This is a genomic window from Streptomyces sp. CB01881, from assembly GCF_002953255.1.
GTDB lineage: Bacteria > Actinomycetota > Actinomycetes > Streptomycetales > Streptomycetaceae > Kitasatospora.
Window position 1 is genome coordinate 6,616,211 of the sequence record NZ_CP026498.1, and the last position, 25,553, is coordinate 6,641,763.

Below are 25,553 nucleotides of genomic sequence, written 5' to 3' on the forward strand. Positions count from 1 at the left end.
CCTTCGGCGGCCGGCGCCGGGCTTCCGGGAGCAGTACGGAAACACCTGCTCTGACCTGCGGTGACGCACCCGGGAGCGGCCGTCGGTGACGGCCGGCCCGAACCGGTCAGCAGGCGTCCCACCACGGGCCCGGGACGAGGGCCGCGCCGACGGACAGGACGGCGAAACCGGCCAGGCCGGGGTGGTCGGCCACGGCGCGGGCCGACAGCCGTGCCGCGCCGGCCTCGGCCTCGGCCAGGGCGGGCGCAAGGCTGAAGATCCCCAGTGTCACGCCGCCGGACCCGTCCGGATGGACCGCGACGTGCTCCAGGCCGTCGCGCTCCTCCGCATAGGAGCTGATGATTCCCGCCAGGCCGGGCGGGGCGGTCGCGCCGCCCGAGGCCCGCAGGCGCACATGGATGAGGTACATATCTCCATCTTCAGCGCCGGAATTCGGTACTCGGGCCGGTCGGGGTAGACGCTTTATGCCATGGCATAAAGCGTCTACCCCCAGCACTAGTACGACAAATTGGACCGTCGCCCGCCGCGATCATTCGAACACGGGTGATGTCTGCGCAGGTCAGACCGGGATGGACGAAAGGGGACAAGCCGGCGGCGCCGAGCTGCCCGGGAGGTGAAACGCCGGAGCCCCCCGGCCGGAACCGTCCGCGCGGGCACGACGGCACCCCGCGGAACGCACCGGAAGGACTACGACGACGGCGCGCCACCTGTGGACGCGCGACGTAGCCGCCACCGCCGGGGCGCCCCGGCCGGGGCACTGCGGGTGGGTGCTACGGGTGGGGGCGGGTGCGCTGGGCGGGGAAGGGCGGCGGCTCGGTGACGCGGCGCCGGGCGATCTCGGCGAGGGTGTCGAAGATGATGTCGCCGAGCAGGACGGGATCGCGCAGGGTGTCCGGCGTCCGGTGCGTGACCGGGCCGGCGGTCGGTGGGCGCTCGTCTTCGAGGTGGCGAGGTGGCATGGCTCTTCCTGCCGACGGGGTGGCCTTGGGCGGTCATGCCCGCCCGCCCCCGGAGCGACACCCCCGGAGCGGCCGAAACGGCCGGAAACCTCGCCCGGGGGCCGAAACCTACGCGGACGGGATACAGGGTGGGGGTATTGTCGGCCGGGTGACGGCGGTGGGCGGACGACGGAGTTCCGGGCAGAACGGCGGGCGGGCGGCCGCCCGGCTGCTGCTGCTCTGCGCGCTGCTCGCCGGGCTCTTCCTGATGCACGGCTCGCCGACCTCGGCGGGCGGCTGCCACCGCCCGGAGCCGGCCGCGGCGCCCGTGATGGCCGCGGCGCACGCGGTGGCGCAGCACCACGGCGGCCCGGACACCGCTGCGGGCCTCACCGCACCGCGGACGCACGGCGACGGCCGGCCGGCCGTCTCCTGCGTATCGGCCCGGGACCGCGACGGCGCCGCGCTGCCCGCCCCGGGGCCGTACGCCCTCGCCGCGACCGCCCTGCTGCCCGCCGCCCTCGCCGGACCGCGCCGTCGGCCGGCCGACGGCCCGCGGGCGCCACCCGCCGCCGGGCGGGGACTGCTGCTCCGCAAGTGCGTCGCACGGACGTGACCGGGCCCGCGCCGGACCTCCCCCGGAAGGAGGCCCGGGCGCGCCGCGTCCTGCCCGTACACACCGGAAGAGAACCCACCGCATGTCCCTCCGTACCCGTACCCGCCGTACCCCGGCCCGCGCCCTGGCGCTCACCGCCGGGACCGCCGCCCTCTCCCTCGCCCTGGCCGCCTGTGGCTCCGACGCGATGAGCGGGATGGACCACGGCGCGAGCCCGGCGGCCACCTCGGCCGCCGCCACGGCGGGCGGTGGCCACCAGGGCCACCAGATGCCCGGCGCAGACGCCGCCTCCCCGGCCACGGCCGACGCCGCCGACGCCCCCGGCCTCGCCGCCGAGCGGAACGGCTACCGCCTCACCTCCACCGCCGGGACGCTCACCGCCGGCGCCCCCGCCGAGTACCGGTTCACCGTCACCGGGCCCGACGGCAGGCCGGTCACCGCGTTCCGGACCGACCAGACCAAGCGGATGCACTTCTACGCCGTCCGCTCCGACCTGACCGGCTTCCAGCACCTGCACCCCGAGATGGCCGGCGACGGCACCTGGACCGCCCCGCTGGCCGCGCTCACCGCCGGCACCTGGCGCGTCTACGCCTCGTTCATCCCGGACAGCGGCGCCGGCCGGGGCACCGGCCTGGTGCTCAGCCGGACGGTGACCGTCCCCGGCGAGGGCGCGGCGGCCGCCGCCGAGCTGCCCGCCGCGACCGGCACCGCGACCGTGGACGGGTACACCGTCACGGTCGAGGGCACCCCGGTCGCCGGGAAGGCGGGCGAGCTGAAGGTCACCGTGAGCAGGGACGGCAAGCCGGTCACCGACCTCCAGCCGTACCTGGAGACCTTCGCCCACCTGACCGCCTTCCACGCCGGCGACCAGGCCTTCGCCCACCTCCACCCGGAGACGAAGGCCGAGGCCGGCGGCACCGGCGGCCCGTCCCTGCCGTTCCACGCCGAGCTGCCGGCGGCCGGGGACTGGCGGCTGTTCCTGCAGTTCCAGACCGGCGGGCAGCTGCACACCGCCGGGCTGACCCTCAAGGTCGGTTAGGGTCCGCCGAGGACCGGCCCCGGGCAACCCGCCGCCGGGAGGCCGCCGCCACGGCGGTGACCTCCCGGCGGCGGTAGGCGAAGATGGACCGGTGACCACACCCCGCACCGCCCCCCGCCTGATCGCCACCGACCTGGACGGCACCCTGCTCTGCTCCGGCGGGACCGTCAGCGCGCGCACCGCCGCGACCCTCGCCGCGGCCGAGGCGGCCGGCGTCCAGGTGGTGTTCGTCACCGGCCGGCCGCCGCGCTGGATGCAGCAGGTCAGCGCGCACATCGGCGGCCACGGGGTGGCGATCTGCTCGAACGGCGGCGCGGTGGTGGACGTGCGGCGCGGCGAGCTGCTGGAGTCGTTCCCGCTCGACGCCGGCACCGCGCTCGACGTGGTGGCGGCGCTGCGGGCCAAGCTGCCCGGCACCGCGTTCGCCTTCGAGTACCCGGCCGGGTTCGCCCGCGAGCCCGGGTACGCGGTGCCGATGTGGGGCCAGGACGAGGACCATCCGGTCGGCCCGGCGGAGGAGCTGCTCGGCACCGGCGGCCCGGTCCACGGCCTGTTCAAGCTGCTGGCCAAGCACCCGGACCTCGACCCGGACAAGCTGCTCTCCGAGGCGCGCGAGGCGGCCGGCCACCTGGCCGAGATCACCCGCTCCGCGCCGATACCGCTGCTGGAGATCAGCGCGCCCGGCGTCACCAAGGCCAGCACGCTGGCCCGCTGGTGCGCCGGGCGCGGGATCGACCGGAGCGAGGTGGTGGCCTTCGGCGACATGCCGAACGACCTGGAGATGCTGGCCTGGGCCGGCACCGCCTACGCCGTCGCCAACGCGCACCCGCAGGTACTGGCGGCGGTGCCGCTGCACACCGTGAGCAACGAGCAGGACGGCGTGGCGGCGGTGCTGGAACGGCTGCTCGCCCCGTGAACGCCGTTACCCGAAGCGGCCGTTGACGTAGTCCGAGGTCCGCTGGTCGCGCGGGTTGCCGAACAGCTGCCCGGTCGGGCCGGCCTCGACGATCCGGCCCGGGGTGTCGTGGGTGGCCAGGAAGAACGCGCAGGACTGCGAAACCCGCTGCGCCTGCTGCATGTTGTGGGTGACGATCACGATGGTGAGCCGCCCGCGCAGCTCGGCGATGGTCTCCTCGACCCGCCGGGTGGAGGTCGGGTCGAGCGCCGAACACGGCTCGTCCATCAGCAGGATGTCCGGCGAGACCGCCAACGACCGTGCGATGCACAGGCGTTGCTGCTGGCCTCCGGAGAGGGAGCCGCCCGGGGTGTGCAGCCGGGTGGCGACCTCGTCCCAGAGCCCGGCCCGGCGCAGGCTGGTCTCCACCAGGTGCTCGCGCTCCTCCTTGGAGACCTTGATGCCGGCCAGCTTCAGCCCGCTGGCGACGTTGTCCTTGATGGACATCGCCGGGAACGGGTTGGGCCGCTGGAACACCATCCCGATCCGGCGCCGCACCTCGGCGGGCCGCCGCCCGGGCCGGTACACGTCGTCGCCGTCGAGCAGCACCTCACCGGCGAGCGCGGCGCCGCGCACCATCTCGTGCATCCGGTTGAGGATCCGCAGGTAGGTGGACTTGCCGCAGCCGGACGGGCCGATCAGGGCGGTCACCTCCCCCGCGGGCATGGCGAGCGAGACCCGCTCCAGCACCTTGTGCGAGCCGAACCAGGCGGAGACGTCGCGGGTCTCCAGGCCGGCCAGCGGCCCGCCGTCCGCGGCGGCCGAGGCGGCCGCCGGGACGGGCGGCAGCGTGAGGGTGGTCTCGGCCGCCGGGCCGGCCTGGTCGTACGCGTCGAACTGCGGGGCGTCGGTCATCGGTACGTCGGTCATCGGTGCATCCGTCATCGGTACGGTCCTCCGGGCGCGCTTCAGTAGAGGTTGGGCAGCAGGGCGGCGGCGTTCTCGTACACCGCCCAGAGCAGCGCGCCGACCACCGGCGCGAGGCTCAGGTAGGCGGCCGAGCGGTGCCAGACCCGGGCCAGCACGGTGGCGGACACCACCGCGGCCAGCAGCCCGAGCATCCACAGCTGCAGCGTGGCCAGCGCGCCCTTGTCGGCGGCCAGCGCCTTGTCGTACGGGACGGTCGCGGGCCGCCCGCCCGGGTTGGTCTCCGGGTCCCCGTCCAGCCGGGCGCCGACCAGCACCGTGGAGCCGGGGATCCAGTCGGAGTCCCCGGTGACCAGCACCAGCCGGTTGCGGACCGGGTCACTGATCGGGTGGTCTCCGTCCCCGTACACGTTGACGGTGTAGGTGAACCTCCCCTGGCCGGTGGTCGCCTCGATCTTGTCGCCGACCCGGAGCCTGGACAGCTCGGCGAACGGCGCCCCGAAGCTCGCCCCGCGGCCGAACACCACCGCCACGCCGGCCTGCCCGGGCAGCGCGGTGTCCCGGCGGTGGCCGGGCCCGCGCATGAGGTCCCGGCCGGTGGTGCCCTCCACCACGACGGCCTGGTGCAGGCCGATCGCCGGGATGTCGAGCAGCGCGACCGGGTCGCCGTCGGCCGCGGCCCCGGTCGGGGCGACCGCCCGGGCCAGCTGGTCCCGGAAGGTCTTGTGGGCGGTGGACTGGTAGTGCCGCTCCTGGACGTGCGAGAGCGTGAAGAGGTAGCCGACGAAGCCCGTGATCAGCACCGCCAGCAGGCTCACCGCCCACGCCCCCTGGAGGAAGCGCCGCCGCGCGGGCGAGGCCGAGGACGCCCTGCCGGCCGGCTCCGGCGACGCCGGGGCGGTGGTCCGGGCGGGGGCGGGGTCCGCCGACGGCTGCGCGGGAAGGGGCGGCTTCTCCAGCGCCGGGGCCGTCACGACCGGCCCCGGACGGAGTTGCGGCGCCGCAGCAGCCGTCGGCCGAGCAGCGGCGGGACGAGCACGACCGCCAGCAGTTCCAGCGCGGTGAGGGAGGAGAGCATCCAGTCCTCGGGCCGCCCGTCGACGGCGACCACGTTGGCCGCGACCTCCCCGCCGCCGCCCCGGCCGCGCGCGACGACCTGGCCGGTCTGCGGGTCGATGACGTCGTCCCCGGCCGCGGCCTCGCCCCCGCCGGCCGTCCCGGCGGCCGGGTCACCCGCGGCGCCGCCGGCGCCGGCATCCCCACCGGCACCACCGGCACCACCGGTGCCGCCCGCGCCGCCCGAGCCACCGCCCGAGCCGCCCGCGCCCCCGGACCCGCCGGTGCCGCCCGCGCCGCCGGCCGTGCCGGCCGCGCCGGGCGTCTTCCCGGTGCCCGCCTTGCCGCCGGTGCCGCCCGAACCCGCGGCGCCGCCCGCGGCGGAGCCCCCGGAGGTCCCGGAGGTCCCGGAGCCCGAACCGCTCTTCACCGCCTTGCCCTCCTGCACCGTGCAGTCCAGCGGCGCGCCCTTGGCATCGCACGGGCTGGGCTGCGGGGCGTCCTTGAGGACGGTCAGCTCGCCGGCCCCGTTGAAGGTCGGGTTGGCGCAGTTGGAGAGGGAGTTGGGGTCGACCGGGCTGGCGTTGCCGGGGATGTGCTGGGTCTGCAGCAGACCGCCGCGCACCAGGTTGCGCGGGATCGGCGAGTAGCCGAGGCCGTCCGCCTCGCCCTGGCCCTCGCAGAGCACGTAGGCCAGGAAGCGGCTGAGCGCGGAGCCCTTCTCGTTGGTGAACTTCGGCAGCGGCTTGAGGCTGTTGGCCCGCGGCACGATCAGGTAGCTGTAGCTGGAGATCGGGTACGACCGCGGGTCGTTCATCGAGTAGACGCCGTCGAGGTTCTGCTGGAGGTAGTTCGGGTCGTCCGGCGAGGTGGAGTCGTCGACCCCGCGGATCCTGGCGGCGGTGAGCGCCACGGCGACGTTCGACGCGGTCGGCAGGGAGTAGTAGCCCGCCGGGTTGAGCACCTTCACGACCGGCCAGTTGCTGCGCTTGGCGAAGGCGTACTCGTCGTAGCCGATGGTGCCGACGCCGGCCGGGGCCTTGATGTAGCCGGCGACGACGTCGGAGCCGTTCTGGGCGACCATCCGGCCGGACTTCGGGAAGAACTCGGTGTAGTCGCCGCACGCGACGCCGTTGACGCTCTTGCAGTAGTCGTCCCACTGACCCTGGTGGGTGTGCTCCATCCACCGGGTGAACTGGGCGGTCGCACCCGAGCCGTCGGAGCGGACGACGGGGGTGATCGGCGTGCTGGGCAGCGCCTTCCCGTAGTCCGCGGTGATCTTCGGGTCGCTCCAGTTGGTGATCTTGTTGGTGAAGATGTCCACGACGGTCTGCGGCGAGAGGCGCAGGTCCCGGACCTGCTTGCCGCCCACGACCAGGTTGTACATGAAGGTGGTGCCGCCCGCCGTGACCGGCACGTAGGAGTAGCCGTAGACCGGGTTCTCCGGGTTGCCGGAGCCGCTGCTGTGACCGCCGGACCCCAGCCCGTCGTCCGGCTTGGTGCGGAACGGCACGTCCGAGGCGGTGAAGTCGTCCTGGCCGATGCTCCACTGGGTCCGGCCGGCGGCCGACCCGACCGGGTTGAAGTTGATCTGGATGCCCTGCGGCGCGACGTCCTGGCGCCACTGGTCGATGGCCGGTCCGGCCCAGCTGGAGCCGTCCGCGTTGAGGGCGACCGCCGCGTACGCGGGGGTGCTCTGCCCCAGCAGCAGGGAGGCCGCGGCGAGCAGCAGGGACAGCAGCACCGCGAGGGTGCGGGCCACGGGGCGGCTTGCGGCCTCCCACGACATGGGAACTCCTCTGGTACGGAGGGTGGTTGGGCGTGACATCAGTACTCCCCGACGGGTCGGGCGGCGACGGTGCGGCCCGGGGCGGGCGCGGGGGCCCCGGCCCGGGCGGCGGCCTCGGCACGGCGGGCGTCGCGGTCGATGCGCCGCTTCTGACGCCGCGACAACTGCCCGGGCCGGCGGCCGCCGAGCACCCGCGCGGTGACGAAGAGGATCAGCACCACGGCCATCAGGGTGAGCGCGGCGGCGAACGCCCGGGCCACCATCTCGGGGTAGGGCTGCTTGACGTAGTTCCAGATGTAGAGCGGCAGCGACACCTGGTGCTCGCTGAACGGGTCGCCGTTGAACTGCGAGGTGAAGCCGGAGGTCAGCAGCACCGGCGAGGTCTCGCCGACCCCGCGCGCCATGCCGAGCACCACCGCGGTGACCAGGCCCGGACGGGCCGTGGGCAGCACCACGTTCCACACCGTGCGCCACTGGCTGCCGCCGAGCGCGTAGGAGGCCTCCCGCAGCGTGCCCGGCACCAGCCGGATCACCACCTCGGCGGCCCGGGTGACGATCGGCATCATCATCACGGTGAGCGCCAGCGAGGCCGCGAACCCGCTCTTCTCGAAGCCGAAGGTGATGATCACGATGCCGAGGATGAAGAGCCCGGCGACGATCGACGGCAGCGCCGTCATCGCCTCCACCAGCGTGCGCACCGGCCGGGCCATCCGGCCGCCGACCTCGGACATGAAGACGGCCGCCGCGATGCCCAGCGGCACGGCGAACAGCGTGGCCAGGCCCAGTTGTTCGAGCGAGCCGACCACGGCGTTGAGCGCCCCGCCCGAGGTGATCGGGGAGAGCGCGGCGGTGTGGTCCATCGACTCGGTGAAGAAGTTCAGGTGCCTGGCGGCCTCCAGGCCGCGCGACAGGACGTAGCCGATCTGGTCGACGATCAGGGCCACCACCAGCAGCCCCGAACTCCAGGCGACCGCCGCGACCAGCCGCTCGCGGACCAGCAACGGCCCCCACTGGAGCCTGCCGAGCGCGAAGTAGCCGGCCAGGAAGAGCAGGTACCAGCAGACCAGGAAGCCGAGCACGCCGCTGAACGGCAGGATGCGCTCGTACAGCATCCAGTCCAGGGCGAGCGAGCCGGCCAGCGCGCCGACCGGGGTCAGCACGTCCTCCCGGGTGAAGCCGCCGAGCCGCACCTTCTTCTCGGGGCGGTCGGGCGCGGGCGCCTCCGGCGGCGCGCCCGGGGCGGGTGGCGCGACGGGCGGAAGATCGAGGGTGGTCATCGGGTGGTCCCTTCACGGCCGATCGCCGGCGGTTGGTACGGGTCCGGGCGGTGCGGGGCCGGACGGTGCGGGGCCGGACGGTGCGGGGCCGGACGGTGCGGCCCCGGGCAGTGCGCGGCCATCAGTCGGCCGTCGAGGCCCCGGAGCGGGACCGGTTGATGACGAAGCCGGCCGCCAGGTTGACCAGCAGCGTCAGCGAGAAGAGCACCAGGCCGGCCGCCATCAGCGCGGAGAGCGAGAGGTCGTCGGACTCGCCGAAGCGCAGCGCGATCAGCGCCGAGATCGAGTTGGCGCCGTTCTCCAGGATGTGCGTGATGGCCTCGAAGTTCGGCGAGATGATCAGCGCGACGGCGATGGTCTCGCCCATCGCCCGCCCGAAGCCGAGCATCACCGCGCCGATCACGCCGCCGCGGCCGAACGGCAGCACCACCGTGCGGATCATCCCCCAGCGCGTGGAGCCGAGCGCGAAGGCGCCCTCCCGCTCGCCCTGGGGCGCCTGCGAGAACACCTCCCGGCTGAGCGAGGTGACGATCGGGATGATCATCAGCGAGACGACCACCCCGGCGATGAAGGTGGAGGAGGTGTACGAGGTGCCGATGTCACCGGTGCGCACCTTGAGGAACGGGATCGCATCGCCGAGGTGGTTGGCCAGCCAGCGGACGAATCCGATGATCCGTGGCTGGAGGAAGAAGAGCCCCCACAGCCCGTAGACGATGCTCGGGATCGCCGCCATCAGGTCGACCAGCGAGACCAGCGTCGCCCGGAGCCGCTGCGGTGCGTACTCGGAGATGAAGACGGCGGTGCCGAGCGCCACCGGCACCGCGATGACCAGGGCGATCACGGCGATCAGCAGGCCGTTCGGGAGCACCGCGGCGATGCCGAAGTTGTGTGCCTGGGTCTGCCACTTCTGCTCGGTGAGGAAGGACCTGCCCACCTCGCGCAGCGCGGCCGCGCCGCGCAGCAGCAGGAAGAACGCGATCAGCCCCATGACGGCGAAGACCGAGAGGCCCGCGGCCCGGAGCAGACCACGGAACACCCGGTCGCCCGGCGGCGCGGGGGCGGTGATGGTGCGGGGTACGTCGGGATCAGGCTGTGGAGCCCCGGCATGGGGTGCCGCGGGCTCGGCGGCGGCTGTCATGGTCTGCTCTCCGGGACGCTCGATGCGGACGTGCTCGGTACGGGAGTGCTCGGTCGGTACGGGGCCCGGACTCCGGACAGGGCCCGGACTCCGGACGGGGCCCGGACTCCGGACGGGGGCCGGAGTCCGGGGCGGGCTCGGCGGGGCCGGGACGGCGGCCCCGCCGAGCCGGTGCGGCCGGCTGCTGCCGGCCGGTCAGGGCCTGCGGCGCAGCCGCGTCCAGCCTCCGCGCAGCGCGGCCGTCGCCCTCGCCCCGGCGGGCGTGCCGCCGAGGAGGAGGGCCGCCGGGCCGCCGATCAGCAGGACGAGGCCGGTGACCAGGGCGATGGGCAGCAGCAGGCGCGCGCCGCCGGCCCGGTCGGGGGCCGGGGTGCCGGCCGCCACGGGGGCGGCGGCGAGCGGACCGCCGGACGGGCCGGCACTGGGCTTGGCACCGGCCGCCGGGCCGCCCGCCGCGGGGGCGGCGCCGCCGGCCGCACCGGAGGTTCCGGCCGCGGCACCGAGGTCGCCGGAGGTACCGGACCCGCCGGTCCCGGAACCGGAGCCCGTGCCGGAACCGAAGCCGGAGCCGGAGCCGGAGCCGGAGCCGGAGCCGGAACCGGAGCCCGATCCGCCGGTGGCGGCTCCGGACGTACCGCCGCCGTCGACGGGAGTCGTCCCGCCGGCCGCGCCGCCGGAGTCGACGGGCGTGGCCGCGCCCCCCGAGGTGCCGCCGCCGGTGGTCCCGCCCTCACCGCCGGCCGGGGGTGCGGGCGGCGGCACCTGGTTCCCGGGCAGCCTGCCGTCCTGGGCCTCGGCGTGCGTCGCGGCGTCCTGGGCCTGCTGGCGCTGGGCGCTGGTCAGGCTGAGGAAGCCCGGTGCGAGCCTGCCGGGGGAGGTGCCGTAGACCTGGCCGCCGTCGGTGACCGTCCGCAGGAAGCGCGCGATCGCGGCGGCCTTCCCGGTGGCGACGCCCGAGGTGGGCACCATCGCGTACTGGACGGTGGTGAGGGGGTAGGCCTGCCGGTCGCGGGAGAACTCGGTGCCGGAGGCGCCGTACGGGAGCTCCTGGGTCCCGGTGACGGCGTCGACCGGCATGTCGGCCAGCGCCGACTGGAAGCCGGCGGCGGTCGGCGGCACGTACTCGCCGGCCGGGTTCAGCAGTGCCGCCTCGGGCAGCGAGTACGCCTTGGCCTGGCCGGAGTCCATGATCGCGAACAGCGTGCGGACGCCGCGCTCCATCGGCGGGCAGGCGTCGTGGCCGCCGACCCCGTTGATGTCGGTGTTGACGCAGGTCGGCTGGTTCTGGAGGGTCTTGCGGGAGACCCCGACCAGGCCGTCGGCGCCGATCGGGTTCCACTCGAACTGCTTCCAGTGCTGGAGCACCTCGCCGGCCTTCGGGTCGGTCACCCCGGAGTCGTCCTGGCGCTGGAGCGAGTCGACCGGGTAGCCGCCGAACTTCGGCCGCTGGTAGACGGTGTTGACGTGCATGCCCCACGGGTCCGCCTCGCCGTCCAGGAACCGTGCGGCGTCCGGGTCGGCGGCGATCCAGGAGGTCAGCTGGTAGGTGAGGTCGGTGGTGCTGCCGACGACGACCGGCAGGAACCGGGAGCAGGTCTCCGGCCAGTGGATGCCGTTCTCCGGCGTCTCCGGGTTCAGCTTCAGGAACTCCGGGTCCCGGAGGAAGCAGGTCGGGTTGCCCTCCACCGTGGGGATCGCCAGACCGGGGGACGCGTAGGACTGGGTCAGCAGTTTGGCGACCAGCCGGGCGTTGAGCCTGAGGTCCCGGATCTGCCGGCCGGTCTTCTGGTCGTCTACGACGTAGACGACGGAGATGCCCGAGGTGGCCAGCGGGGAGTAGACGTACCGCCGGGCCGGGGGCGACCGGTCCGGCCTCGCCGTGAGTGCGACGTCGGGCCCGCTGCCGGAGAGGAAGGAGGCCCGGGCCTGCGGCTCGCCGCCGCCCAGGGTGTACTGCACGGTCATCGGGTCCTCGCCCAGGCAGAGGCCCGAACGCCACTGCTGCATGGCCCGGTTGGCCATCTCCAGGCCGGCCAGCTTGAACGCCGCGGCCTGGGCCTTGCAGTCGCCCGGGGTGGGCGCGAAGGAGAGCGGGACGACGACGTGGTTGCCCCAGGCGCACTGCTCGCCCACGAGGTGCTTGAAGGAGGGGCCCGGGTTGTCGTTGGTCTGGAAGGTGACGGTGTAGTCCGTCGCCGTGTTGGTGAAGTAGTCGACGTCGGTGGTGTGGTCGCTGCAGTCGGCCGCGCCGTTGCGGATGCTGTACACGTCCGCCGGGTCGCCGCCGTAGTTCGGCTCGATGACCAGCGAGCAGGCGTGGGTCGCGTCGCAGCCGAGCGACGGGCTCTGCTGGGCCGTCCAGACCTCGATGTTGGCGACGCCGGAGCCGTCCGGGCCGGTCGGCGCGAGGGCCATGTTCGACTGGAAGTCCGGCTGGGTGGTTCCGGCCGGCGGGGCCGTCTGCTCGAAGCCGGCGGCCGGATCGGCGTTGTAGAGCGTGGTGCCGTAGCAGTCGGTGATCTTCGGCTGGGTGCCCCGGCACTGGTAGACCCGCACCGCGTAGGCGATGGACGCGCTCCCCTTCGGGACCACAGTGGCGGGGGTGCCGGTGACGAAGTTGACCGTCGGGGTGAAGCCGCTCCACGAGACCTGGAGCACCTGGTTGACGAGGTCGGCCGTCTGGGAGACCGTGACGCTGCCCTCGGGGCCGTACGTCCCCGTGCCGGGCTGCCAGACCTTGGGGCCCGGGACCGTCGTGGGGGCCGCCGCCTTCGCCTCGGGCAGCGCGCCGATCGCGACCGGAACGGTGCCGACTGCCGTCACCACGGCCCAGACGATGGCCAGCGCCGGTAGTCGACGGCGCCACCACCCCGGTGTTCGGGGTTCGGGCGGGCGGATTCTCATCGGGCACCTCCGTACGTCCCGCGCCGGGCACTGCGCGGCGCGGAGGATGGATCAGGCTGCGAGCGGCCGGCGATTCCGGTGCGCATCCATTCGGCCAGCCGGAGGTGGCCGGATCCGGTCGGCCTGATGTACGAGGGCCCAACGCGACAACTCTGTACCGGAGTTGGGAACTCCGAAACGAACGACGTGGGCCCGCGCTGTGGCGCGGGCCCACGGAAACACCCCGGAACCGTCAGGAGGTCAGCTACCGGCGGTGAAGGTCAGCGAGAACGAGCCGACCGACTGGCCGGCCTTGAAGAAGGAGGTGTTCAGCTTGGCGTCCACGTACTGCGCGCCCTCGGCGTCCACCTGGAGGTCGGCGGCGGACAGGGTCTGGGTGGTCCCCGCCCTGTTCACCGTGGTGGCGCCGGCCGGGTCCAGCAGCGCCACCGGGGCGGTGCCGTCCACCGGCACGCCGGTGAGCTGCCAGGTGTCGGCACTGAAGGCGAGCTGCTTGAAGACGGCGCTCTTGCCGGTGAAGACGTTGATGAAGAGCAGGCCGCCGCCGAGCTGCACGTTCCCGTAGTACGCCGGGAGGTTGACCGAGCCGCCGGCCACCGGGAAGGTCGCCGAGAAGCCGGCGGTTCCGTCGTAGGACGGGGTCGCCGACGGGAGCGGGATGACCACCAGGCCGTTCACGGCGGAGTCCTTCAGGAAGGTGGTGTTCTCGTGCACCACCGCGCTGCCGGTCGGGGCCGCCGGAGCGGTGTCGGCGACGGCGACACCGCTCGCACCGGTCACGGCGAGGGCCACGGCGGCACCTGCGGCGGCGAGGCGGGCGCGGTTACGGGACATGCTGAACTCCTTGGGAGAGGTGAGGGGTTGTGCGTGGTGGAACACCGGCCTGCGGGCCGGACCGGGCCCGGCGGCCGGGGGTTCGGCGCCCCCGGCCGCCGGTCGCCGACGGGAGGTCAGCTGTTGTTCTGGATGGTGCTGCCGCAGGCGGCACCCGGGAGGGGCAGGAAGCCGTAGCTCTTGATGTCGTTGGTGCCGTTCTTGCAGATCCAGCCGTTGGTGCTGGCCGGGCCGAAGATGTTGCGGAGCGCGGCGCCGTGGGCGTCGGTCGCGGTCCACTCGGCCTGGCGGACCACGTTGTAGACCACGCGGCCGTACGCGGTGGCCGCGAAGGCCGGCGAGAGGGTGTTGGTGGCGGTGAGCGGCGAGACGCCGTCCACGCTGCGGATGGTCAGGGTGCCGGCCGCGTCACTGCCGCTGCTGTGGCCGTTGAAGACCTGGCCGATGTAGTGCGCGACCGAGTACGGGAAGACGGAGGCCGCGTTGGTGAACACCGGGTCGGTGCCCTCGTTCTCCTGCGGGCCAGTCACGACGCAGCCGCCGAGGGCCGGGTTGCCGATCGCGGACAGGAAGAAGGACCGGGTGCCGGAGTTGGCCTGCGGCAGGTACGGCTTGATGGTGGTGCCGGCCGGGACGGCCGGGACCAGCGTGTGCCAGTCGGTGGTGGTGCACTCGTAGATGGCCTTGAGCTGCGCGGTGGTGAGGTTCGCCGGGGCGTAGCCGCCGGACGGGGCGGACCAGGAGACGGCGTCCTTGGCGAAGGCCACGAAGACGTCGGTGGTCGGGTCGCCGCCCGGGTTCGGCTTCGGGCCGCGCGAGGAGCGGGCCACGTCGACCTGGCTGCCGATCGCGTTCAGCGTGCTGATGCCGGCGCCGGAGCCGTTCGGACGGGGGATGGAGGTGGCGCCGGACTTCGGGGTGATGGTGGCGGAGCCGGTCGCGTCCCAGCTGTAGTAGCGCGGCGAGGTGGTGTCGCCGATGCTGGTCAGGTACGCGTTGTAGTCGGTCGAGAACTGGTTCGACACGGCCTGGGTCGTGTCGGAGCCGACGCTCACGATGTCCTGGGCGGCCGGGGTGACGGTCGGGTCGGCGAGCGCGGTACCGCTCGCGACGGTCGCGACCGAGGTGGCGATGGCGGCAACGGCGAGCAGCTTGGCAGCGGTCTTGCGCATGTTCCTGTTCCTCCGGTGGGAGAGACGTACATCGCTGTACCCGGGCCCTGGTCGGGGCTCCGGGGCCGGTGACCGCGTCCGCGGCGGCCGCTCCGGCAGAGCTGATCCTGTCGGGCGCGGCGGCTGTGCCGGAAGGGCCGTCGGTGGCGGCCGGCGATTGTCGACTCATCGGTTCGGACAGGTTTAGCAACTGGTCAGCACGGCCGTGGCGGGCTGGAAAGCCGCAGGTCGGAGGCCGGTGACGTTCTTCTCCAGGTGGCGGCCCGGGGGGTTGCCGGAAACCTGCGCTTCACCGGGGAGGGGGGTTTCGGGGTGCGCGGGTCACCAGGGCCGGCGGTCGCCCTGGCCGCCGCGGCGCAGCTCCCGGCCGATCCACTGCAGCCCGGCGAGGAAGCCCTCCACGCCGGCCTGGCACTGGTCGCGCCGGAGGTAGCCGCGGGCGCTGCGGGCGACCGGGCCGTCCTCGCCGGCGCCCGGCCGGGTGCTGAGCAGCGGCAGGTGCGCGGTCCAGACCCAGAGCCGGGCCTCGGACTGGCCGACGGTGCACCGCAGGGCGGCCCGCTCGATGATCAGTTCGCGGACGGCGTCGACGAGTTCGTCCTCGTCGCGGTAGGTCCGGACGCCGACGCCGAGCCGGCGGCCGTTGGCCGCGCGCAGGGCCCAGCCGACGCGTCGGTCGGGGGCGGGGACGATCAGCAGGCGCGGGCCGCGGCGCTCAGCGGGCGGCATCGGGCGCTCTCGACGGCCCGGGGGCTCTGGACGCACCGGAGGCCCTGGAGATCTCAGATACTCGCAACGGGACTGCGGGATCGGGGAGTTCGAGTGCGGGATGCTTGGCCAGCAGCACCACGAACCTCCGGAAGGCGTTCTGGCAGGTCGCGTACCGCTCGTACGCGCGGCTGGAGCGCACCTCGGGGAGGCCGCGCGAACCGGGCACGACCCAGATCCAGCCGATGCCGTCCCGGACGTGGGTGATCCGGGCGACCAGGCCGTCGGCGCCGGCGCGTAAGCCGTCGAAGCCGCGCTCGGCCTCGCCGGCCGTCCGGTACGCGGCCGGTGTGATCGCCACGACCCGGCCGTTGGGCGCCTTGAGTTGCCAGCGGTACCGGCCGTCCGGCGCCCGTTCGGCCCGGAAGCCCCCTCGACTTGCCCCTGCTGCGGTGTGACCGCGGCCTGACGCGTCCACTGTTCCCCCAGTCCGGTACCCCTCCGAGACGGGAGTAAAGCTATGTGTGCACACGAGCGGGCCGGAAGGGCAGGAAATGCACAACTTGCTCCGTTGGCCGGGAAGTTCTCCCTCGTTAAACTTTCACCGACTGCACACCAACCGCCCGTCTCGCCTCCCTCTCGCGCACAGCCCGTTCGAAGGCGAGCCACCCCCGGGACGCCCCCACGGCAGGCCCCCACGGCCCGCCCCACGGCCCGCGGGCGACGGTCCCTAGAGCCGGGCCGTCCAGCGGACCATCGTCCCCCTCCCGTACGGTCCGGGCTCGTGCCAGGCGTCCCCGCCGAGCACCTCGGCCCGCCGGGTGAGGTTGCGCAGGCCGCTGCGCCGGCCCCCGGCCGGGATGCCGACGCCGTCGTCGGTGACGGTGAGCAGCACCCCGGGCCGCCCGCCGCGGTCCAGCGACTCCGGATCGCCGCTCACCGGGTGCCCCTCGTCGTCCAGGTGCACGGTCGCGTCGACCTCCACGCCGACCCGCGAGGCGCGGGCGTGCCGGGCCGTGTTGGAGAGCATCTCCCGCAGGGCGGCCAGCAGTTGACGGCCGGTCTTCTCGCCGACCAGGCTCTCCACCGGGCCGGTGAAGGTCACCGACGGCTTGAACCCGAGCGCCGCCGCGGCCTGGCTGCCCTCGCGCAGCACCCTGGTCCGCAGGGTGTCCGGCGCGTCGCCGTGGTTGTCGTGCTGGAGCGCGTAGATGGTGGTGCGGACCTCCTGGATGGTGGCGTCCAGTTCGTCCACCGCTTTGCCGATGCCGGTCCTGACCTCGGGGACGACGGCCCGCCGGGCGGCGCTCTCCAGCATCATCCCGGTGGCGAACAGCCGCTGGATCACCAGGTCGTGGAGGTCGCGGGCGATCCGGTCGCGGTCCTGGAAGACGGCGAGCCGCTGCTGGTCCCGCTGACCCTCGGCGAGCCGCAGGGCGAGCGCGGCCTGCGAGGCGAAGGTCTCGGCGAGCTGCTTCTCCGTCTCGGTGAACGGCAGCGCGCCGCGCGGGCGCCAGACGCAGAGCCCGCCCAGCACCCGGCCGGCCGCGACCATCGGCACCGCCATCGACGGGCCGAAGTTGCGCGCCAGCCGCATCACCACGGTCGGGTCGCTGGACATGTCGTCCAGGTAGACGCTCTCGCCCTGGAGGAGCCGGGAGGCGAAGCTGTCCTTCGGCAGCAGCTCGCCGCGGACGAACTCGGCGGCCTCGCCGGAGGCGTGGGCCACCCGCATCTGCCCGTCGTCGTCGCCGTCCTCGGTCGGCAGCAGGATCATGCCGAGTGCGGCGTCCGCCAGCTCCCGGACCTGCTCGGCCGCGACGGTCAGCGCGACCTGCGCCTCGTCGGTGGAGAGCAGGGCGGTGGTGACGGCGGCGGCGCCCGCGATCCACCGCTCACGGCGCCGGCCCTCCTCGTAGAGCCGGGAGTTCTCGATCGCGACGCCCGCCGCCGCGGCGAGCGCGTGCACGACCTGCTCGTCCTCGGGGGTGAACGCGCCGCCGCCCTTCTTCTCGGTGAGGTAGAGGTTGCCGAACACCTCGTCCCGGATCCGGATCGGCTCGCCGAGGAAGGTCCGCATCCTCGGGTGGTGCGGCGGGAACCCGGAGGAGCGCGGGTCGGCTCCGAGGTCGGTGAGGCGCAGCGGCTCGGGCCGGTCGATCAGCGCGCCGAGGATGCCGCGGCCGGCCGGCAGTTCGCCGATCGCGGCGGCGGTCGCGTCGTCGATCCCGACGTGGATGAAGTCCGCCAGGCCGTGGCCGCCGGGCGCGATCACCCCGAGCGCCGCGTACCGGGCGTCGACCAGTTCGGCGGCGCCGGTGGCGATCCGGTGCAACGTGGCGTGCAGGTCGAGGCCGGAGCCGACCGAGACCACGGCCTCCAGCAGCCGCTGCATCCGGTCGGTGACGGCGGCGGCCGACTGGAGACGCTCCGCCACCTCGGTGACCAGGGTGTCCAGCCCGAGCGAGGAGATCTCGGGCACCCGGTGGGGTGTCGGGTCCGGTCCCGGGGCCGGTGCCGGGCGGGGTGCGGCGGCGTTGGGCAGCTCTGGCGTGGGGTCCATGCTGACGAGCGTAGTTTGTACGGTTTTCTGCCGAAGGGTGGCGCGACCCGTCAGCGCCCGGCCAGGCTCTCCTCCAGCTGCCCGCCGGCCTCCAGCAGCCCGTCCGCCTCCAGCTCGCGCTCGCGCATCGCCCGCAGCCGGCCGCCGGGCAGGGCCACCAGCTCCGACCAGGTGCCGCGCTCGGCCACCCGGCCCCCGTCCAGCACCAGCACCTCGTCGACGGTGGTGTCGTCCAGACCGGCCAGCCGGTGGGTGATCAGCACGGTGGTCCGGCCGGCCGTGGCGGCCAGCAGGTCGGCGGTGAGCGCGTCGGCGGTGGGCAGGTCGAGGTGCTCGGCGGGCTCGTCCAGGACCAGCACCGGGAAGTCGGCCAGCAGCGCGCGGGCGAGCGCGAGCCGCTGGCGCTGGCCGCCGGAGAGCCGCGCGCCGTGCTCGCCGACCATGGTGTCGAGTCCGGCCGGGAGGGTGTCGGTCCAGTCGAGCAGCCGGGCGGCGGCCAGCGCCGCGCGCAGTTCCTCCCCGGTGGCGGCGGGCCGGGCCAGGCGCAGGTTCTCCCGGAGCGAGCTGTCGAAGACGTGGGCGTCCTGGGCGCAGAGCCCGATCACCCGGCGGACGTCGTCCCCGGCCAGCTCCCGGCTGTCCACCGCCTGGGGGCGACCGGCGGCGAGCGTGACACTGCCCGCCGTCTGGTCCAGGAACCGCAGCAGCGCGTGGGCCAGCGTGGTCTTGCCGGAGCCGGACGGGCCGACCACGGCGATCCGGCGGCCGGGCGCGAGGTCGAGGTCGACGCCGGCCAGCGCGTCCACCGTCTGCCCGGGGTGCCGGACGGTCAGCCCGCGCACCGCGACCGGCAGCGGCCGGTCGGGCAGGGCGGCGGGGTGCTCCGGCTCGGCGACCACGGCGGGCGCGTCCAGCACCTCGGCCAGCCGGGCCGCGGCGGCCCGGCTGCGCCGCCTGGCCTGCACGGCGAGCGGCATCCCGGTGACGGCCTCGAAGGCGGCCAGCGGGGTCAGCACCACCACCGCCAGGCAGACCGGCGCCAGCGCGCCGCCCTGCACGCCCTGGATACCGACGGCGGCGGCGCCGGCCACGGTCAGCCCGGTGAGCAGCGCGATCAGCCCGGTGCCGAGCGCCGTGGTGGCGGCCGAGCGGGCGGCGAGACCGGTCAGCGCGGCGTCGGCGGAGCGGACGGCGGCCAGCCTGCCGGGCAGCGCCCCGGCGACGGTCAGCTCGGCGGTCCCGGTGAGGGCGTCGACCACGGCGGTGGACAGCCGCCCGCGGGCCGGTGCCTGCCGTTGCTCGGCGCCGGCCGACCAGCGGGCGGCCAGCGCGGGGACGACGGCCCCGGCCAGCAGCAGTCCGAGGCCGAGCACCAGGCCGGCGGCCGGCAGGAAGGCGGCCATCGCGACGGCGGCGGCCAGCGACACCACGGCGGCGACGGCGGCCGGCAGGCGCCAGCGCAGGTAGTGGTCCTGGATCGCGTCGACGTCGGCGACCAGCCGGGAGAGCAGGTCGCCGCGCCGGAAGGCGGGCAGCCCGGCCGGGGCGAGCACGGTCAGCCGGCGGTGGACGGCGGCCCGGAGCGTGCCCAGGGTGCGCAGCACGGCGTCGTGCGAGACCAGCCGCTCGGCGTAGCGGAAGACGCTCCGGCCGATGCCGAAGGCGCGCACCGAGGTGACGGCCATCATCAGGTAGAGGACGGGCGGCATCTGGGAGGCGCGGGAGATGAGGTAGCCGGAGGTGGCCATCAGCGCGACGGCGCAGCCGAGGGCGAGTGCGCCGAGCAGCACGGAGAGCGCCAGCCGGGGCTTCACCGGCTCCGCCCCGGTCCCCTCCGCGCCGTCCGCCCCGGCGTCGTCCGCGACCGGCACCGGCCGGCCGCTGTGCGCGGGCACCGGCGGCCGGGGCCCGGCGGGCACCGCCGGCCCGGCCAGCCGGACCCGCCGGTCGGCGGCCGCCAGCAGCGCCGGCCGGTGGGCGACCAGCAGCACGGTGCGTGCCGGGTCTGCGGCCAGGGCCCGGACGGCGTCCACCACGGCGGCCTCCGACTCGCCGTCGAGGTGGGCGGTCGGCTCGTCCAGCAGCACCAGCGGCCGGTCCTCGGCGAGCAGCACCCGGGCGAGTGCCAGCCGCTGCCGCTGGCCGGCCGACAGCCCGGCGCCGTCCTCGCCCAGCCCGGTGGCGAGCCCCTGCGGCAGCCGCTGCACGAAGTCGAGCGCGTGCGCGGCCCGCAGCGCCGTCCGCAGCTCCTCCTCGCCGGCGTCCGGCCGGTAGAGCCGCAGGTTGTCGGCGACGGTGCCGGCGAACAGGTGCGGGTGCTGCGGCACCCAGGCGATCTGGCGGCGCCAGCTCTCCGGCTCCAGCCCGGCCAGGTCGTACGCCCGTCCGTCGGCGGCGGTGACCGTGACGGTGCCGGCGGCGGGTGCGGTGAGTCCGAGCAGGACGGCGAGCAGGGTGGACTTCCCGGCCCCGCTCGGTCCGGTGAGCGCGGTGGTCTCCCCCGGCCGGAGCGTCAGGGCGGCGCCGTCCAGCGCGGGAGCCGTCCGGCCGGGGTGGCGCACGGTCAGGGCCTCGCAGGCGATCACGGCGCCGCCGAGGGCGGGCGCGGTGACGGTTCCCGCCGCCGGGAGCGGCGTCTCCAGCACCTGGAAGAGCTCGTCGGCCGCGGTGAGGCCCTCGACGCTGGAGTGGTAGAGCGCGCCGACCTGGCGGATCGGGAAGTACACCTCGGGGGCCAGGATCAGGATCAGCAGCCCGGTCTCCAGGTCGAGCGTGCCGTCCACCAGCCGGAAGCCGATGGAGACCGCGACCAGCGCCACCGAGAGGGTGGAGAGCAGCTCCAGGGCGAAGGAGGAGATGAAGGCGATCCGCAGGGTGCGCAGGGTGGCCCGGCGGTAGTCGGCGGTGATCCGGGCGATGCCGGCGGCCTGGGCGCGGGCCCGGTTGAACACCTTGAGGGTGGGCAGCCCGGCGACCACGTCCAGGAAGTGGTGCGAGAGCCGGGACAGGGTGGCCCACTGGCGGTCCATCCGGGACTGGGTCGCCATGCCGATCAGCACCATGAAGAGCGGGATCAGCGGCAGCGTCCCGGCGATGATCGCGGCCGAGGCGAGGTCGACCCCGGCGATCCGCAGCAGCACGATCACCGGGACGACCACGGCGAGCGCGAGCTGCGGCAGGTAGCGGGCGAAGTAGTCGTCGAGCGCGTCGATGCCGCGGGTGGCGAGGGTGGTGAGCTCGCCGGTGCGCCGGCCCGCCAGGTAGGCCGGGCCGAGCGCGGTGGCGTGGTCGAGCAGCCGGCGCCGCAGGGTGGACTTCACCCGGGCGACGGACCGGTGCGCGGTGAGTTCGGTGAGCCAGCCGACCAGCCCCCGGCCGACCGCGGTGAGCGCCAGCAGCACCAGCGGGGTGGTCAGTTCGCCGAGCGTGGCGCGCTGCTGGAAGGCGCGGACCACGATCTCGGCGATCAGGCCGGCCTGGGCGACCACCAGGGCCGCGCCCGCCGCGCCGAGGACCACCGATCCGGCGAGGAAGGCACGGGTGGTGCGGGCGTGGGCGAGCAGGCGGGGATCGACCGGCTTCATGGCGTCAGGCCTGGTCGAGGGCGGCGGCCGGGTCGTGCCCGGGGATGTGCTGGACGCCGATGCGCCGGCGGAACACCCAGTACGTCCAGCCCTGGTAGAGCAGCACGAGCGGGGTGAAGACGGCGGCCACGACGGTCATCAGCTTCAGCGTGTACGGCGAGGAGGCCGCGTTGGTGACGGTCAGGCTCCAGCCGGCGTTCAGGGTGGACGGCATCACGTCCGGGAAGAGCGACAGGAAGAGCATCGCGACCGCGGCCACCACGGTCGCCCCGGAGAGGACGAACGCCCAGCCCTCGCGGGCCAGCTGGTTCGCGGCCAGCGCGCCGGCCAGGGCCAGCACCGCGGCCACCAGCGCGGCCAGGCTCCAGCCGTTGCCGCTGTCGGCCTGGGTCCAGACCAGGAAGGCCGCCGCCAGCACCGCCGTCACCAGGCCGAGCCGCAGGGCCATGGCCCGTGCCCGGTCCCGGATCTCGCCGACCGTCTTGAGCGCGGCGAACAGCGCGCCGTGGAAGGTGAAGAGGCTGAGCGTCACCAGGCCGCCGAGGAGGGCGTACGGGTTGAGGAGGTCCCAGAGGGTGCCGACGTAGTTCTTCTGCGCGTCGATGTCGACGCCGCGGACGATGTTGGCGAAGGCCACGCCCCAGAGGAAGGCCGGGAGCAGCGAGGTCCAGAAGATGGCCTCCTCCCAGTTCCGCTGCCAGCGCGGCTCCGACCGCTTGGCCCGGTACTCGAAGGCGACACCGCGGACGATCAGGCAGACCAGGATCACCAGCAGCGGGATGTAGAAGCCGCTGAACAGCGTCGCGTACCAGTCCGGGAAGGCCGCGAAGGTGGCGCCGCCGGCGGTCAGCAGCCAGACCTCGTTGCCGTCCCAGACCGGGCCGATGGTGTTGATCAGGACGCGCCGCTCGACGGTGTTGCGGGCCAGCGGCTTGGTCAGGATGCCGATGCCGAAGTCGAAGCCCTCAAGGAAGAAGTAGCCGGTCCAGAGGACGGCGATCAGGACGAACCAGACGTCGTGGAGTTCCATGGTCAATCGGTCCTATCGATCCTCAGTAGTCCTCAGTGGTCCTCAGCGGGCGTCAGTAGGCGAAGGCGAGCGGCTTGTCGGCGTCGTCGTCCCGGGACGGGCCGCGCAGCGACGGGTCCTCGGCGGGCGGCTGCTCGGAGGTGACCGGGCCGGCCTTCGCGTACTTGACCAGCAGCCGGACCTCGATCACGGCGAGGATCGCGTACAGCACGGTGAAGGTGGTCAGGGCGCCGATCTGCATGCCGACGCCGACGTTCGGCGAGACGGCGCTCGCGGTCGTCATCAGTCCGAAGACGGCCCACGGCTGGCGGCCCATCTCGGTGAAGATCCAGCCGAAGCTGTTGGCGATCAGCGGGAACCCCATGGTGAGGATGCCGATCCGCCAGCTCCACTTGGTGAGGAACGGGCCCAGCTCCCGCCTGGGGGTGAGCATCAGCCTGGGCACCTCGGTCTCGCCGGTGCGGAACTCCGGTGCCAGGAGGAACCGCTTCCTGGTGGTCCAGAGCCCGACCAGGCCGGCCACGAAGGAGGTCATCCCGAAGCCGATCATGAGGCGGAAGCCCCAGTAGGTGACGAAGATGCTCGGGATGTAGTCCTTCGGGTTGCCGCCGTACTTGGCGGCCTCGGCGTTGGCCGTGTCGTTGATGCCGGGGACGGACGAGCTGAAGTCGCTGTTGGCGAGGAAGGAGAGTATCCCCGGGATCTCCAGCTCCACCGAGTTGTGGCCCTTGCCGACGTCGCCGACCGCGAAGACCGAGAAGGGCGCCGGCGCCCGGGTGTCCCAGAGGGCCTCGGCGGCGGCCATCTTCATCGGCTGCTGGCGGAACATCACCTTGGCGAGCGAGTCGCCGCTGAGCGCGGTGCCGAGGCCGAAGACGACGGCGAGGACGAGACCGAGGCGCAGCGAGGTCCGCATCACGGCGGTCTTCCTGGCGTCGGCGGTTTCCGGCCGGCGCTTGGCCTTCCAGAGGTGGAACGAGGCGATGCCGACCATGAAGGCCGCGCCGGTGAGGAAGGCCGCGGTCAGGGTGTGCAGCACGACGGTGACGGTGGTGTCCTGGAACAGCACCCGCGTGATGTCGGTGAGCTGCGCCTTGCCGGTGGCCGGGTCGATCGTGTAGCCGGTCGGGTGCTGCATCCAGGAGTTGGCGGCCAGGATGAAGTAGGCGGAGAGCACGGTGCCGAGCGAGACCATCCACATGCAGGCGCAGTGCAGCTTCTTCGGCAGCTTGTCCCAGCCGAAGATCCAGAGCCCGATGAAGGTCGACTCGAAGAAGAAGGCGATCAGCGCCTCCATCGCGAGCGGGGCGCCGAAGACGTCACCGACGAACCGGGAGTAGTCCGACCAGTTCATGCCGAACTGGAACTCCTGGACGATGCCGGTGACCACGCCCATCGCGATGTTGATCAGGAAGAGCTTCCCCCAGAACTTGGTGGCGTGGAAGTACTTCTCCTTGTTCGTCCGCACCCAGGCCGTCTCCAGCCCGGCGACTATCGCGGCCAGGCTGATGGTGAGCGGGACGAAGAGGAAGTGGTAGACGGTGGTGATGCCGAATTGCCATCGCGCGATGGTCTCGTGAGCGATTGCCAGTTCCACGTCGCCCTCTCTCCAACCGACCTGTCACAGGTCACGTTCCGGACAAACTTCACAAACGTCATCTATAGCCGTAGACCACTGCTCAACGGCGCAAGCTTGTCCGCTTGTGAACGTGAACACGTTCACAAGGGCCAGTATCCATCATGCTTACGAGTGATTTGCAGGCGGGGTGGGTTTGACCGGCGGCGATGCCGTGCGCACAGTCTGCGAAGTCGCCCGGGTCGGCCACAACGAGCGGCCGGGCGAGTGCGGTGATGTTCTTGGACGGTCCGGCGCTTGACAGGCGCCGGACCGTCCGCTTCGGCCTAGTGGCTGCCGTACGGGCGGGTGATGATCTCCAGCCCGTGGCCGGCCGGGTCGAGGAAGTACAGCCCCCGGCCGCCGTGGTGGTGGTTGATCTCGCCGGGCAGCTTCATGTGCGGGTCGGCGTAGTAGGCGATGCCGTCCGCCTCGATCCGGGCGAAGGCCGCGTCGAACTCCTCGTCCGAGACGAGGAACGCGTAGTGCTGCAGGACGATCGACTCCGCCGGGACCGTCGCGAAGTCGAGGGTGACGCCGTTGTCCGTGGCCACGGGGACGAACGGCCCCCACTGGGCCCCGACCTCAAGGCCGAGGACTCCCGCCAGGAACTCGGCGGACTCCCGGTTGTCCCGGGCGTGGACGATCGTGTGGTTGAACTGGACTGCCATGTTTCGAATGCCTCCGTAAGGCACTCACGGGCTACCTCCATGCCTCACCCGGACGGTGACCGACACGCGATGCCGTACCCCGATCCTAGGACCGCCCCCCGGCTCCCCCGCAAGGGTGTTTTCCGGCCCGTCCCAGACTCCCTCTCCATGCGGACGATGCGGACGATCATCGAGTCGATGGCCGGGCGGCCGGCCGGGGTGCCGGGCGTCGTCGGGGTGACGCTGGGCGGCAGCCGGGCCCGCGGGCGGCGGGCGGCGGGCGGCGGGCGGCGGGCGGCGGGCGGCGGGCGGCGGGCGGCGGGCGGCGGGCGGCGGGCGGCGGGCGGCGGGCGGCGGGCGGCGGGCGGCGGGCGGCGGGCGGCGGGCGGCGGGCGGCGGGCGGCGGGCGGCGGGCGGCGGGCGGCGGGCGGCGGGCGGCGGGCGGCGGGCGGCGGGCGGCGGGCGGCGGGCGGCGGGCGGCGGGCGGCGGGCGGCGGGCGGCGGGCGGCGGGCGGCGGGCGGCGGGCGGCGGGCGGCGGGCGGCGGGCGGCGGGCGGCGGGCGGCGGGCGGCGGGCGGCGGGCGGCGGGCGGCGGGCGGCGGGCGGCGGGCGGCGGGCGGCGGGCGGCGGGCGGCGGGCGGCGGGCGGCGGGCGGCGGGCGGCGGGCGGCGGGCGGCGGGCGGCGGGCGGCGGGCGGCGGGCGGCGGGCGGCGGGCGGCGGGCGGCGGGCGGCGGGCGGCGGGCGGCGGGCGGCGGGCGGCGGGCGGCGGGCGGCGGGCGGCGGGCGGCGGGCGGCGGGCGGCGGGCGGCGGGCGGCG

General features: G+C 74.4%; 20 protein-coding genes. 3 read left to right on the plus strand and 17 right to left on the minus strand.

Going from position 1 to position 25,553, the window contains the following annotated elements; all coding sequences use genetic code 11:
* Window positions 1–106: 106 nt before the first annotated feature.
* Together C2142_RS18705 and C2142_RS18710 are read right to left on the minus strand one after the other, a co-directional pair.
* A complete protein-coding gene (locus C2142_RS18705; RefSeq protein WP_148643711.1) occupies window positions 107–409 on the minus strand; it encodes a hypothetical protein in 303 nt (100 codons plus the stop codon).
* A 361-nt stretch (window positions 410–770) separates the two neighbouring features.
* The gene (locus C2142_RS18710) at window positions 771–959 is read right to left on the minus strand and encodes a hypothetical protein (protein WP_148643712.1); all 189 of its coding nucleotides are present in this window, start codon (window positions 957–959) and stop codon (window positions 771–773) included.
* A 148-nt stretch (window positions 960–1,107) separates the two neighbouring features.
* On the opposite strand from C2142_RS18710, the gene C2142_RS18715 reads away from it, so the two are divergent.
* From C2142_RS18715 to C2142_RS18725, 3 genes are all read left to right on the plus strand, one after another.
* Window positions 1,108–1,554: a hypothetical protein gene (locus C2142_RS18715; protein ID WP_148643713.1), complete on the plus strand. Its 447-nt coding sequence runs from the start codon at window positions 1,108–1,110 to the stop codon at window positions 1,552–1,554.
* 82 nt (window positions 1,555–1,636) lie between these two features.
* Window positions 1,637–2,593 (plus strand): hypothetical protein, encoded by a 957-nt coding sequence (locus C2142_RS18720; protein ID WP_148643714.1) that lies wholly within the window; start codon window positions 1,637–1,639, stop codon window positions 2,591–2,593.
* Window positions 2,594–2,684: 91 nt separating this feature from the next.
* The gene (locus C2142_RS18725) at window positions 2,685–3,509 is read left to right on the plus strand and encodes an HAD family hydrolase (protein ID WP_148643715.1); all 825 of its coding nucleotides are present in this window, start codon (window positions 2,685–2,687) and stop codon (window positions 3,507–3,509) included.
* Window positions 3,510–3,515: 6 nt separating this feature from the next.
* Here the strand turns inward: C2142_RS18725 and C2142_RS18730 are convergent, their stop codons facing one another.
* From C2142_RS18730 to C2142_RS18800, 15 genes are all read right to left on the minus strand, one after another.
* On the minus strand, window positions 3,516–4,418 hold the full coding sequence (locus C2142_RS18730) for a phosphate ABC transporter ATP-binding protein (RefSeq protein ID WP_241002655.1): 903 nt from the start codon (window positions 4,416–4,418) through the stop codon (window positions 3,516–3,518).
* Window positions 4,419–4,456: 38 nt separating this feature from the next.
* Window positions 4,457–5,389 (minus strand): class E sortase, encoded by a 933-nt coding sequence (locus C2142_RS18735; protein ID WP_148643716.1) that lies wholly within the window; start codon window positions 5,387–5,389, stop codon window positions 4,457–4,459.
* Window positions 5,386–7,260: a substrate-binding domain-containing protein gene (locus tag C2142_RS41610; RefSeq protein WP_148643717.1), complete on the minus strand. Its 1,875-nt coding sequence runs from the start codon at window positions 7,258–7,260 to the stop codon at window positions 5,386–5,388. The genes C2142_RS18735 and C2142_RS41610 overlap by 4 nt, the downstream gene beginning before the upstream one ends.
* Before the next feature lie 38 nt (window positions 7,261–7,298).
* Window positions 7,299–8,537 (minus strand): phosphate ABC transporter permease PstA, encoded by a 1,239-nt coding sequence (pstA, locus tag C2142_RS18745; protein ID WP_148643718.1) that lies wholly within the window; start codon window positions 8,535–8,537, stop codon window positions 7,299–7,301.
* A gap of 121 nt (window positions 8,538–8,658) precedes the next feature.
* Window positions 8,659–9,675: a phosphate ABC transporter permease subunit PstC gene (pstC, locus tag C2142_RS18750; RefSeq protein WP_148643719.1), complete on the minus strand. Its 1,017-nt coding sequence runs from the start codon at window positions 9,673–9,675 to the stop codon at window positions 8,659–8,661.
* Between the two features lie 195 nt (window positions 9,676–9,870).
* A complete protein-coding gene (locus tag C2142_RS18755) occupies window positions 9,871–12,579 on the minus strand; it encodes a hypothetical protein (RefSeq protein WP_153882795.1) in 2,709 nt (902 codons plus the stop codon).
* 240 nt (window positions 12,580–12,819) lie between these two features.
* Window positions 12,820–13,413 carry a hypothetical protein gene (locus C2142_RS18760; protein ID WP_148643721.1) on the minus strand — a complete coding sequence of 198 codons (594 nt, stop codon included), beginning with the start codon at window positions 13,411–13,413 and terminating at the stop codon, window positions 12,820–12,822.
* 116 nt (window positions 13,414–13,529) lie between these two features.
* Window positions 13,530–14,585: a substrate-binding domain-containing protein gene (locus C2142_RS18765; RefSeq protein WP_148643722.1), complete on the minus strand. Its 1,056-nt coding sequence runs from the start codon at window positions 14,583–14,585 to the stop codon at window positions 13,530–13,532.
* Between the two features lie 321 nt (window positions 14,586–14,906).
* On the minus strand, window positions 14,907–15,314 hold the full coding sequence (locus C2142_RS18770; protein WP_148643723.1) for a hypothetical protein: 408 nt from the start codon (window positions 15,312–15,314) through the stop codon (window positions 14,907–14,909).
* Window positions 15,301–15,654, minus strand: coding sequence for a hypothetical protein (locus tag C2142_RS18775; RefSeq protein WP_148643724.1), 354 nt, complete (start codon window positions 15,652–15,654; stop codon window positions 15,301–15,303). The genes C2142_RS18770 and C2142_RS18775 overlap by 14 nt, the downstream gene beginning before the upstream one ends.
* A gap of 369 nt (window positions 15,655–16,023) precedes the next feature.
* Window positions 16,024–17,688: a GAF domain-containing protein gene (locus C2142_RS18780; RefSeq protein WP_241003218.1), complete on the minus strand. Its 1,665-nt coding sequence runs from the start codon at window positions 17,686–17,688 to the stop codon at window positions 16,024–16,026.
* A gap of 218 nt (window positions 17,689–17,906) precedes the next feature.
* Entirely contained in the window at window positions 17,907–21,440 is a 3,534-nt protein-coding gene (gene cydD, locus C2142_RS18785) for a thiol reductant ABC exporter subunit CydD (RefSeq protein ID WP_148643726.1), read from the minus strand.
* A 4-nt stretch (window positions 21,441–21,444) separates the two neighbouring features.
* On the minus strand, window positions 21,445–22,470 hold the full coding sequence (gene cydB / locus C2142_RS18790; RefSeq protein ID WP_148643727.1) for a cytochrome d ubiquinol oxidase subunit II: 1,026 nt from the start codon (window positions 22,468–22,470) through the stop codon (window positions 21,445–21,447).
* Between the two features lie 52 nt (window positions 22,471–22,522).
* The gene (locus C2142_RS18795) at window positions 22,523–24,067 is read right to left on the minus strand and encodes a cytochrome ubiquinol oxidase subunit I (protein WP_148643728.1); all 1,545 of its coding nucleotides are present in this window, start codon (window positions 24,065–24,067) and stop codon (window positions 22,523–22,525) included.
* Between the two features lie 305 nt (window positions 24,068–24,372).
* Window positions 24,373–24,756, minus strand: coding sequence for a VOC family protein (locus tag C2142_RS18800; protein ID WP_148643729.1), 384 nt, complete (start codon window positions 24,754–24,756; stop codon window positions 24,373–24,375).
* Window positions 24,757–25,553 lie beyond the last annotated feature (797 nt).